This is a genomic window from Paenibacillus sp. P4_A7 (genome assembly GCF_056402455.1).
On sequence record NZ_JBFUHJ010000035.1, the window covers coordinates 1 to 12,577 of the forward strand.

The 12,577-nt window shown below is 43.1% G+C and carries 8 protein-coding genes; 2 read left to right on the forward strand and 6 right to left on the reverse strand.

Annotated elements, in window-relative coordinates; translation table 11 throughout:
* Positions 1-683: YitT family protein (locus AC1DWN_RS07955; RefSeq protein ID WP_477558365.1), on the forward strand; the 683-nt coding region annotated here is incomplete at its 5' end.
* A 397-nt stretch (positions 684-1,080) separates the two neighbouring features.
* Here AC1DWN_RS07955 and AC1DWN_RS07960 read toward each other — a convergent pair.
* Positions 1,081-1,281, reverse strand: a complete 201-nt coding sequence (locus tag AC1DWN_RS07960) for a hypothetical protein (protein ID WP_477558366.1) — start codon at positions 1,279-1,281, stop codon at positions 1,081-1,083.
* A gap of 357 nt (positions 1,282-1,638) precedes the next feature.
* Between AC1DWN_RS07960 and AC1DWN_RS07965 the strand changes: the two genes are divergently transcribed.
* Positions 1,639-5,733: a DUF4855 domain-containing protein gene (locus tag AC1DWN_RS07965; protein WP_477558367.1), complete on the forward strand. Its 4,095-nt coding sequence runs from the start codon at positions 1,639-1,641 to the stop codon at positions 5,731-5,733.
* Between the two features lie 155 nt (positions 5,734-5,888).
* Here the strand turns inward: AC1DWN_RS07965 and AC1DWN_RS07970 are convergent, their stop codons facing one another.
* From AC1DWN_RS07970 to AC1DWN_RS07990, 5 genes are all read right to left on the reverse strand, one after another.
* A complete protein-coding gene (locus AC1DWN_RS07970; RefSeq protein WP_477558368.1) occupies positions 5,889-7,163 on the reverse strand; it encodes a Gfo/Idh/MocA family protein in 1,275 nt (424 codons plus the stop codon).
* Positions 7,164-7,255: 92 nt separating this feature from the next.
* The gene (locus tag AC1DWN_RS07975) at positions 7,256-8,938 is read right to left on the reverse strand and encodes a response regulator (RefSeq protein ID WP_477558369.1); all 1,683 of its coding nucleotides are present in this window, start codon (positions 8,936-8,938) and stop codon (positions 7,256-7,258) included.
* Positions 8,939-8,951: 13 nt separating this feature from the next.
* Complete coding sequence (locus tag AC1DWN_RS07980; protein ID WP_477558370.1) at positions 8,952-10,685, reverse strand: sensor histidine kinase; 1,734 nt, start codon at positions 10,683-10,685, stop codon at positions 8,952-8,954.
* A 39-nt stretch (positions 10,686-10,724) separates the two neighbouring features.
* Positions 10,725-11,609, reverse strand: a complete 885-nt coding sequence (locus tag AC1DWN_RS07985; protein WP_477558371.1) for a carbohydrate ABC transporter permease — start codon at positions 11,607-11,609, stop codon at positions 10,725-10,727.
* A gap of 33 nt (positions 11,610-11,642) precedes the next feature.
* A complete protein-coding gene (locus tag AC1DWN_RS07990) occupies positions 11,643-12,548 on the reverse strand; it encodes an ABC transporter permease (RefSeq protein WP_477558372.1) in 906 nt (301 codons plus the stop codon).
* Positions 12,549-12,577: the final 29 nt, after the last annotated feature.

The following is a 12,577-nucleotide window of genomic DNA, read 5'->3' on the forward strand; positions in this document are numbered from 1 at the left end:
GGCTTATCTCACTCGTTATAAATTCCTTTTTGCTCATCATTGGTTATAAGCTGCTAGATAAAACGACGGTGATTTATACGATCATCGCTGTTGCATTCAACTCATTGTTTCTTCAACTAACAGAGAATTGGCACATTCAGTCTACTGAATTAACGGTCAATGCGATTTTCGGAGGCATATTCGCAGGAATCGGCCTTGGTTTGATTATAAGGGCCGGCGGTACAACGGCGGGATCGACGATTTTAGCTAGGCTCGCAAATAAGTATTTGGATTGGAACATTAGCTATTCACTCTTGCTTTTCGACGCGATCGTTGCCATCTCTTCTGTATACATTATCGGAGTACAGGGCCTAATGTTGACCATTCTAATGCTTTATATTGGAACTAAAGTGATGGATTTCATCATTGAAGGGTTAAATCCAAAGAAAGCCGTAACGATTATATCCGAAGAGCAGGACAAAATCGCCGCGCAAGTCAATCAACTGATGGATAGAGGTGTGACTGTACTATATGGTCGTGGATACTATTCCAAGCAGCCTCGCGAGGTTCTATACATCGTCATTAACAAACAAGAAGTAAGCCTGCTTAAGAAAATTGTGAAAGCACACGATAAAAACGCCTTCATTACCATCCATGACGTACGTGATGTATTCGGCGAAGGCTTTATCGATATTGCGAAGTAATGCTTATGAACAAATACAATGACTTTGCTCACATCTATTTTATTGTAATCCTACTATAATTGTTCGTATACAGATGTTGGGCTGCCTGTTGATGGTGGTGTCACAGCTAAGTAAGGCTAATCCTGACAATTAGTATGCTATCCCTGACCGTTAGAGGACTAAGACCACCGGCTAAGATCCTCGCACCGGTTTTTTTGTGCCTGATTTTGATTATGAGCCTGATTATGAGCCTATTGTTGTACTAGCCCTATTAGAGGTTTGAAGATGAACGCAAGCATTCTGTTAGGGCCTGGCATATTGATTATATCCATCCTGGACATTAACCAAACGAGGATGAGCAGCTTAACAAATACAGCCTTAYCCCGCTTAGTTTTTTTCAAAAAAGCTCCAACTCATTTCATCCTCCCCTCTCTTCTATAGGCATCCCCAGAATGTCCACCTGTAACTGACTTGGAACCACATCAAATGCTAATTGGTAAAGCTCTCTACTATCATCTTCAAACAACTTATCCTGAATGTTTAATAACTCCAAATTCATAGGAACCATTTTTGTACCATTTACTACGATATCCCCCTCCGCCCTTACTTCTATGGTCATAAATCATTCATCACCTTGAATTTTCGAAGTCAGCTTAATGCGAGCTCCAAATTACTCGAAGAAATAACATTAAAAAGGCCGCGCGCACAGTAAGTAATGTTTTTTCTATAATTCAAGCAAGCGTGAACTATTATTCTGAGGGGTACATCAACAAATGTATATAAAAGTAAGAAGTTATCTATTTGAAACTTGGGTTAAATTTCTTAATGTAACAGTAAGGACATTGCTATACGCTTCTACATCTATCGCGATGGAAGCACGGAAAGGAGAAACGAGTGTTGAGACTTGCTTGAAATGAAAAAATCATAGTTAATGTTTGAAGTTTCTCTACTCTAAAATAGAAAGGGAGCTACATTTATGAGATTGCATAAAAGATGGGTTGCTAGCGCAATTATTGCAGTTATGTTGTTGACACTGGTTCCAGTAGTGCAAGCAGAAGAAGGACAGTCGCCGTTCCGTAATCTCGCTCTTGGACTCGATTATGAATGGTCGGAAGAACCCGAGGCAAAGTATCCAGATGATAATAATAAGCTTACTGATGGCATTTATGGCGCATTAGATATGACAGATCCAGCATGGGTAGGACATGTAAAAAAGAAGACACGCGAAGTCGTATTCGATTTAGGCGAAAAAAAGTCCATCTCGAATATTAAAGCTCGCTTTATGCAGGATTGGCCAACCAGCTCGATACTTGTGCCTTTGACGGTCTCGATGTACGTCTCTGATGACAAGGAAAATTGGGGAACGCTTTCACACAATTCTACCCAGCTTCTTTGGGGAGATGGACCGCCAAGAGAAGAAATCTATGAATGGAATGGAAGCAGAGATGGAATTAAAAGCGGAAATTCTAAAGCAGAGATGGCGTATGCTCGTTATGTTAAAGTAACTTTTACGATGCATACCAGAGCTTGGACCTTCATTGATGAGGTCGAAATTTGGGGCGCAGATGGAAAGATGAATGGGGCAGAATCGGTTGTTACTGAAAAGCCTGCCCTTTTATTGCCCGGAGAAGCAACGGCCGGCATTAGCAATCTTGGATTGCTCTATAATGGTCAATACGCGAATGATAAGGGGACTTGGACGAAGGAACGGATTATTCCTAATATCAGTTATGTAGATCGAACAGGTAAGCCAGTAGATTGGCTCTTTGATGGTGTTCTTTATCTCGGACTTACATCACCTGCTGGTCGAGACTTCGGTGGTGGAGCAAATTTAGATGACTGGAAATGGTATTTGGATAAGACTTTTGCTGAAACTGGCGATATGCAGCAGTTAAATGAAGCAACCAAGGAAGTCGGAGTCGGGCTGAATCAGCCTGATCATAAGGTAAAGGTTGTTTTGATGATTCCAGATCCAGGTGAGAGTGTGAAGGATTTTGGGGATGTTGATAACGATGGTGTATCTGAAAGCTTCAATGCTTCTGACGTCGGGACAGAAAATGCGCTTGCAAATAGAGAAAAAGCGGTTCAATGGTGGTTAAATGAAGTGGAACAGAGATGGGGAGCTGAAGAGTATTCCAATCTAGAGCTTGTCGGCATGTACTGGCTGGAAGAACAAATCAGTACAAGCGCAACGGGGCCAGATTTGATTCGTTCAACAAGTAAGAACGTTCATGACAAGAACCTGAAGCTGTTTTGGATACCACACTCCTTAGCATACAAAAGCCATATGTGGAAGGATGTCGGGATTGATGCTGCAGCCTTCCAACCAAACTACTTCTTCGAACAATTGGGTGAAGATCGTCTTGAAGACGCTGCTAACATAGCTAAGCAATACGGGATGGGCCTCGAACTTGAATTCGATGATCGTATGGTGACGGATAGCGTATTCCGCGAGCGGTATGTTGATTATTTGAACAGCGGTGTTAAGACTGGTCTGATGGAAAACGGTTTTAAAGCTTACTACCAAGGTAATAATGCTGTATTTGATTCTGCGAAAAGCACTGACCCTGCAACACGTATTTTGTACGATTGGCTTTATCAGTTTGTGAAAGGAACGTATCAAGTAAACAACGCCGCTCCTCCAGAGGCAGATGTACAAATTAACGGCAAACCGCTTCAAAGCGAAGTAGCCGTGTCTGATTTGGAGCCTATTCAGTTTACTTGGTCGATAAAAAATGATGATGGAAGTGGATTGGTTAAAGCGACCGCCACTTTTAACGGAAGGCCTTATACACAAGGAACTGTCATTGATCTCGCCGGCAAGCCAGGGAAAAATGAGTTGGTCATAACGGTAGCAGCGGGCAAATCTCAGAAAACCTCTTATGTGATTGAAGCAGTTACAAACGCCTCCAACATGAAAGCCTTAGTAGCACGCTTCGATGAAACAAACCAATTCAAGAATGATAAAGCGGCTCGTTCCCTGATCAACTACTTGGAAATGATGAAGTGGTTCGAAGGAACCGATGAGGCAAAGGCTGCAAAGTACTTAAAAAGCTATAACGCTAAGCTAGACCTTCTGAAGAAAGATCACATCATTTTAGATGGGGCGTACGATACATTGAAGGAAGGCGTCTATTACCTAATTGGAAACTTGGCGTTGAATAAAGATGCAAAAGCATCTACGGTTGAAGCCTCCAATCCTAATTATGCGCCCGAGAAAGCTGTTGACGAATTCCCTGCTTCAAGATGGGCAAGTGAGCTAATTAACAATACCTGGTTCCAGGTTGATCTTGGTAAAGCGACTGAAATGGATACGATCAGAATCGATTGGGAATACGCTCGTGCAAAAACATACAAGTTGCTCGTTTCCGATGATAATCAAAACTGGACTAATGTCATTAAAGAAAATGATGGAGTAATTACAGCGAAAGATGGAAAAGACGCAGTTCATTTTGATCCGATCCAGGCTAGATATATTAAGTTTGAAGGAATTGAGAGAGCTACATTTTACGGATATTCCTTCTATGATTTTGGTGTCTATAATCTTTCGGGAGCCGAGGAAGTAAAGGCAATTGAAGGGATTAAAGCAGCAGTAGACACGGCATCAAAAAAAGTAACGGTAGATGGTTTAGTGATGAATGGCGACCTTGCAAATGTGAACTTGAAAGTACTTGATCCAAAAGGCAAGGTTCAATACGAAGCTAAGAAGACTAGTACAGAGGCTGGTAGTTTCCAATTCGAATTCACACTTACGGGTGAATTAGAGGGAACCTATGAGGCATATCTTGCAACAGACGGTATGAGTGAACCCGAAAAAGTTACTTTTGAATACAAGAGAGTACCGATTGGTGGAGGTCCGATAGTCACAATCCCCGACTTGTTCCAGCCACAATCGGATGGTTCAGTTAAAGCAGAAATCAACTCAAAGGTTGATTCGAGCGGAACAATGGCCATTGGCGTGGTCAGCGCGCAAGACTTGCAGAAGGCGATAGCTCGGGCGAAACCCGATAAGGATGGCAAGCTGAAGGTATCCATCGTGCTTAAGAAAAACGGCGAGGCAGTGAAATATGCTTTGGAGCTTCCAGCAGCTTTCTTGTCCGAACATCCTAATCTGCTTATTGATGTGACTTCTCCTCATGCAACCATAGTGCTTTCTGGACAGATGCTGGCGAAGTCCGGAGAGGCTGGAAAGCAGCTTCGCCTAATAATTGGTGAGCGTGATCGGAAGTCATTGGAACAAGATATACAGACACAAGTAGGTGCTAGACCGATTGTAGAGCTGTCTGCAGAAATGGATGGCAAGGCTTATAAATGGATGAATGATAAGGCTCCGATTACCGTCATTGTACCGTATTTGGCTGCAAATAATGAAGCAGCGTCGAAAATCGGTATACTGTTCATTAATGATCAAGGTATAGCTTCAGCGATTAAAGGAGCAGTATACTCTGCTTCTGACAAACAAATACGATTCCAAACAGACCGTATAGGCACATATGCCGTTTTCTATGAACAGTCCACATATCAATTTGGAGATCTCGATAACCATTCATGGGCGCAGGAGGCTGTTGAGAAGTTGGCAGCTCTAGGTATCGTGAAGGGCACATCGGCTGCAGCATTCAGTCCAGCCGAGCAGGTAAGCAGAGCAGACTTTATCTTAATGCTTGTTAGAGCGCTTGATTTGCAGGCAGAAGCAAATACGTCGTTCACAGATGTTCATCCGCAAGATTATTATTACGAAGCTGTAGCCATAGCTAAGCAGCTGGGCATCGTTAGCGGCATGGATGGCGAGCGTTTTGCTCCGAAGGCAAAGATTTCAAGGCAAGATATGATGGTCATGGTGGCTCGGGCGCTTAAGGCAGCAAGAGCGATTGATATCACTGGAGATCTCACCGCGCTTAACGGCTTCAAGGATGCAGACAAAGTGTCCAGTTATGCGGCAGGCAGTATTGCAGGCATGATAGACCAAGGTCTGATTCAAGGTGATGGAGGAATGATCAAACCAAACAACTCTTCTACCCGTGCTGAAACAGCTGTATTCCTGTTTCGACTATTGAATCATCTATCGAAGTAAATGAAAGTAAGCCGATCGAATATCAGACCATTGGTCTCCTATTCGATCGGCTTTTTTTGTGATGTAATAGCTTATAACAGTGCTCTGAACTGCTTCGCGCACAACAAAAAATATCCCCAAAGCAGCTTCAAGCTGCTTTGGGGATAACCCGTCATCTATACCGTCATTTCTTCCTTCTTCTGCATATCCGAAATCTTGACAGCCAGCCCCTCATGCAATCTCGAATGCTCGGCAGCAAATGCCATCAAGTGGCTTTGCAGTGACGCTGTTGCAGATGTTAAGCCATGGGATGGATTGCTATCAAACTGGCGAACATCACGCAGGAACGAGCTCACCATACGTTCATCACCGCCTCCGTGGCTGTCTCCTTCGACATTGCAGCGAATCTCAAGCTGTTCTCCAGTAACATAGCGGTATAACGTAAAGGAGCCTTTATCCATATCGCCAATGATTTCGCCCTGCGTTCCCATAATTTGAACCCGGCGTGTACCGCTTTGTGTCAGCCCTGACATGATGAAAGACGCGTTCGCTCCATTTTCGAATGCCATATTAACGACCTGATGATCAACGACATTGTTATCACAGCGATATACACAGCGCCCAAACGGTCCTTCTTTAAGAGCCTTTAATATCCCTTCTTGCGACAAATCATTCGTCATATAACGAGCCCAAGGGTGATGCGGTGGCTGCATATACATTTTCATTGCCGAGAAAGCACATTCCTTTTCAACCGCACAGCCATCAATACAGCGTTCCGCCGAGCCTTCCGGGGCATTCTCCGCTTTAAAATGAAGCAATGAGCCATACGAGCTTACGCTTGTACACGGCTGCTTCATCAGCCAGGATATAATGTCCAGATCATGACAGGATTTTGCCAAAATCATCGGACTCGTCTCCTCTGAATTTCTCCAATTGCCGCGCACATAGCTGTGCGTCATATGGTGATAGCCGACGTTCTCCGTTAATTGAATCGTGCCCACGGTTCCGAGCTCGCCATCCTCAATACATTTTTTGATTCCCGACCAGAAAGGGGAATAACGAAGAACATGCGTGACAACAAGTAGCCGCTTAAATCGATGTGAAGCCTGCTCCAGCTGGATACATTCCTCCAAGGACGGAGACATCGGCTTCTCTAGCATTACGTGATAGCCCAGCTCCATCGCTTTCATCGCCGGTAAATAATGCATCCGATCCAGTGTACAGATGATCATCACATCTGCAATACGACCTTGATCAAATGCTTTTTCCCAAGAATCATAGACATGCTCCGGGTCGATTTGATGAGTCTCCGCAAACCGGTTTCTACGCTCATCGTCCGGCTCGGCTACCGCGATAATTTTTAACTCATTCGGAAATTTCTCAGCATAGGGTCCATAAATGTATCTCCCTCTACTGCCTGCGCCTAGTAATACAGCTGTTAAAGTTCTCAAAACTTTTCCTCCTCTTGTACACCTTCTGTACTTCCATTTTAAAGGGACAGGCCGGGAGGAAAAAGAGATCGTTATTTACAATCCATATACTATTATTGACCTTGGATTTGCGATTGGCATCGTGCCATACGGAAGTCCTGTGGCGTCATTTCGTTCTGCTTCTTAAAAAAGCGAATAAAAGCGAGTGCTGAGTTATATCCTAGCGCGGCAGCAATTTCATTTACTTTCATCGATGTGTTCAGAAGCATGTCTTTTGCAATCAAATTCTTGTAGTCATTCACGTATTTCGATAAACCGATACCTGTAATTTGCTTATAGTGTCTGGACAAATAGGATGGATTCAAGCTCACATAATCTGCCAGAGCTGTTAAAGAAATATCAGTAGATACATGCTCCTCGATATAGCGATGCACCTTGTTAACAACCTCTGTCGGCAATTGCATACCTCGCAGCGTATTCCATTCAAAGAAGCAGTCGGCCATTTGCCTATAATACTGAATCAGCTCCGGCCATGAATTTGAATCTCCGTACCGATACAACTTATCCAAATCCAACTGTGTATTCATATAATCCCGGATGTCTCTGTTTTTATGGATATAGAACAGGAACACCGCCGAGAGGGAATGATATAATTCAATCTTACGCTCACTAGGAGCTCCCCGATCATTCCATATAGCCGTGAGCTCGACATACAGCTTGTTAAATTGCTCCCGATGGTTATTCTCGAGAAAGCTCATGAGCAATTGAACCCGAGCATGATAAAAGCTATCGTGATGGCTGCTCACCTTATCTTTGATCTCTTCCTTCTGAATATCCTTATCAGTCATAATGACCTCATTAAATAATCCATGCCCTTGCACCAAACCGTATTTGATCGATTGAAACCGCTCCGATAGGTTATTCCATGTGATCGCTTCGCTTCCGAGAAGGAAAGAAACCGAAAGTCCCAGCAGCTTCTTGCATGCTCCTTGAACATTTTCCAGAATACCGCTCGTATAACGGTGAGCTCTCATCCAGTCCAAGCTGCTGGGATCAGCGGACAACTCATCTGAGGCTTTCGGTTGAATGATCCAAACGATCTTTGTCAGCTCGAATACAACAGGGTAGCTTCTTACCTGCACCCTCAAATATTCGTCGCAAATATTTTGCATCGCGTAGGTCAACAACGCTTTATCCCGCGTGGTGAACAGCTCTTTCCAAGCATCTATCCTTCCAACAAGCAAATATACCGGCAATGCGGCATCAAGCGGAATATCTATTTCTTTGAAAGACTGATCTAACTGACTCTCCGTTACTTGCTTGCCTTGAAAGAGTCCCCACATATACTCCTTTTGCATCGATGGCAATGCCAATCTCATTTTCGATTGCGTTCTCGCGATCAGCTGTACCTGATCCTGTTCTTCTTCAATTTTCTCGATGGCTCGTTCCACAGACTGAACAATTTTCTCGTCGCTTTCTACCTTTAGAATATAATCAAACCCGCCGTAAGTAATGGCGTTCCTTGCATATTGGAAGTCATTATAGCCGGTTAGAAAAATAACTTTGCAGGCCGGCCACTTTGACCTAATTTCCTGCAACAGCTCGATCCCTTCAATTCCAGGCATCTTAATGTCTGAAACGACAATATCGATGCGATGATGAGACATAACCTCCAAAGCTTCTTCACCTGAATAAGCTTTCATCAACTCGATCTGCAAATGTTCTGTCTGTTCAAATAGCTCAAGAAGACCATCGACGATGATCGGAAGGTCATCGACAATAAGCAGTCTGTACATGCTGATTCCCCCTCTAGCTTACACTCAGCTTGATTCCTACCTGCAATCCGCCTAATTCAGATCGTGACACCGTAATGCCGTATTCCTCTCCGTAGCGCAGTTGAATTCTGCGATGAACATTCATAATTCCTGTCGTTTCCTCAATCCGATTCGTTGAATGGCGCAGCTTCTTCCGAAGAAGCTCTATATCTTCATCCGTAATGCTTTGGCCGTTATCTTCAACGTACATCGAAAATACATTTTCTTGCTGCTTACTATGCACCCATAACTCGCCGGGTTTAAGCATATTGCCTAACGCGTGCTTATAAGCATTCTCGATAATCGGCTGCAAAATAAGTCTTGGAACTTGAATAGCAGGAACTTCTCCTTCAAACAAAACCTCTATCCGTTCCCCGTAACAGATCGATTGCATCTCTACATAAGTGCGAGAATGCTCCACCTCAAGCTCGAACGGAATGTCATCCTCATCGTTGCGGGTAATGAATTGAAAGTATTGTCCAATATATAGACAAAATTGATAAGCCTTCTCCTTCTGACTATCTGATTTAATCAAACGACATAGTACAAAAAAACAATTATATAAAAAATGAGGATTAATCTGCGATTGCAGTCGTTTCAGCTCCGAGCGTTGATTCCGAATTTGCTGCTCATAATTTTCCTCAATTAATGTTTTCAAGGATCGCACAGTATTATTAAACGCTTGGTACAAATAACCGAACTCATCTGCTCCACGGTCGATGACCATCGGCTCAAGCCTGTTCTGCTGAACTCGACGGAAGGAGTGTACCAGCTTCATCAAAGGTCGATAAATAAATCGCAATAAAAAATAGGTGAAAAATAATACGATACACACTGCAAGTATGCAAGCCCACCAGAATAAGGCTCGATACATCTGCAATGAGCCTAAGACCGACTCTTCAGGTATACAGGTAATTGAATAGGAATTCCAAAATTTAGAATATTTATACACAGTAAGAAATCGCTTACCATTATAAATAATGGTTTCGTAGCCTTCGTCGGACTGCGATTCCCGTTTTTCCAATGCAAAGGCTTTCATTTCCTCCAACAAAGCCGACTCCACACCACTTTCGATGTTCCAGCCTCGTTCCAAATTAAGCAGCACGCTCTGTCCGCCTCTTGTCCCGCCAATTTGCGATAGCGTTTCCTTGATCTTAATAGTCGATAATTCAACCCCTACAATATATAACGGATTTTTGACTGTATTAATCGGATATTGCATCGTAATAAACAATCGATCCTTCCAGTAAATGAACGGTTCATCATACAATTTCTCACTATGCCGCATCGATCTATATTCAAGCTCACTCAAGTGAGTTTCAAAATTATTGCTCAGAATAGTACGTTTGATTAATGGAATATAGGCCTTTGCTTCTCTAATAAATGGACTTGAGTTTTTCATAAGCTCCAGTCTTCGCTGGATATCCAATATTTTGCGTGCCCGATCATAGGAGCTCATGTCTGTACCCGTTGCTGCAATTTCCATCAAATCTTTGTCCATCACATAGTTTGGCAAATAACGGCTAATCCGATCAGCTTCCTTATCCAGCGAGTCCATATAAAACCGTGTCGTATTCAGAACCGATTCTGAGATTTCATTGCGAACATTGTCCGAGCCCTTCTCATTAATCATCCAAGTAATCGCCATCAGCGGCAACAAGGCCGCCAGAAAGGCAGCCATAATTTTCTTGAATATGGAGGAGTCATGCAAAAAGAATGAGCTTTTCATCGTTTGTTCTCCCGTATTTATTTGTAGAGCACTCCGATACTATCCTTTCACACTTCCCATTACTATCCCTTTTATGAAAAATCTCTGTAAAAATGGATAGACAATAAGAATCGGAAATGCCGCTACGAAAATTTGTGCCGCTCGGCTTGTGCGATCAGACAGCTTGAGCATCAATTCGACATTCTCCGCTTTAATAAAGCGGAAATCCATCTTGATAATGACAGTCTGTAGAAACGTCTGCAGCGGATAATTCTCAGTATGATTCATATACAGCATACCGTCAAACCAACTATTCCAATGTCCCACCATCGTGAGGAGTCCCGTCGTTGCCAATGCGGGCAAAGATAGCGGTACATATATTTTCCATAATGTAGTGAAATGGCCCGCGCCATCTATACGCGACGATTCCTCGAGTTCTTTAGGCAAATTACGATAGAAGTTAAGCAGTAGGATGACATTGAACACGGGAATAGCTGTTGGTAATACCAAAGCCCACATCGTGTCTATCATGCCAAGTGATTTGACAGTCAGATAAGAGGGGATAAGACCACCGCTGAACAAAATCGTAAATACGAATAGCCAGGCATAAAAGGTTCTGAGCCGAAATTGACGAGGATCCTTGGATAGCGGATAAGCCGTTATAATCATCAAGAACATACTAATGGACGTTCCTAGAACAACACGCTGGATCGAAACCCAGAATGCACGCAAATATTCCGGTTTTCCAAATACATTATCATAAGCAGCAGTTGTGAAATCAATCGGCCACAGAGAAACCTGGCCGGCTGCCGCCGCAGCTCCAGAGCTGAATGAGATCGCCAATATATGAATAATAGGCATCAGACATAAGAAGGATATTAGCGCTAGAAAAATAAAGTTGCACGCTACAAATATTTTTCTGCCCAATGATCGGTTTGTAACCACGGTATGTCTCCCTTCTGAATTACGAGCGCATCATTAGAAAATGCGGTAATTCGCTACACGATAGGCTAAAATATAAGAAAGAGAAATGAATATAAAAGATACGATGGATTTCAATAGACCTACAGCTGTGGCAAACCCGAATTGCGCCTGTTGGACACCCATACGATAGACAAAGGTATCGATAATATCCGCGCTTTCATAGACCGGGGGACTGTACAGGTTAAAAATTTGTTCAAATCCCGCATTGAGTACATTCCCGATATTAAGCGTAAACATAAGCACGATGATCGGCATCATTCCAGGCAGTGTTACATGAAAGGTCTGTTTGATCCGCCCAGCGCCATCAATTTCCGCCGCCTCGTAAAGCGAAGGGTTGATGCCAGTTAGTGCAGCCAAATAGACAATCGTACCAAAGCCAAATTCCTTCCATACATCCGATGCGACCATCACATACGGAAACCAATCATTGCTGCCCAAGAAAAAGATAGGCTTTATACCGAATAAACCAAGCAGCTGATTGAAAATACCAGATGATGGAGACAACACATCAACTAAAATCCCACTTAACAACACCCAAGATAGAAAGTGCGGCAAGTAAACAAGTGTCTGGAACGTCCGTTTTATCCATTCTTTCCGCAGCTCATTAAGCAATATCGCAACGGTAATAGGTACAATCAGTCCAGCTATGATCTTCATTACGGCAATATAAACCGTATTGATGAAAATACGCCCGATATCCGGATAATCAATTAACAATTGAAAGTTTTTCAGACCAATAAGGGGTGAGCCGAACAAGCCTTTGTTCGGTATATATTTCTGAAAAGCCATAATAATGCCTGCCATCGGGACATAGCTGAAAATCAAAACCAAAGCGATTCCTGGAAGCAGCATCATATGAAGAGGCCATTCCCTCTTCCAAATCCGTGTTAGTACATTCATGTCATTCACCTCGCTGTTTGACTAAAGAG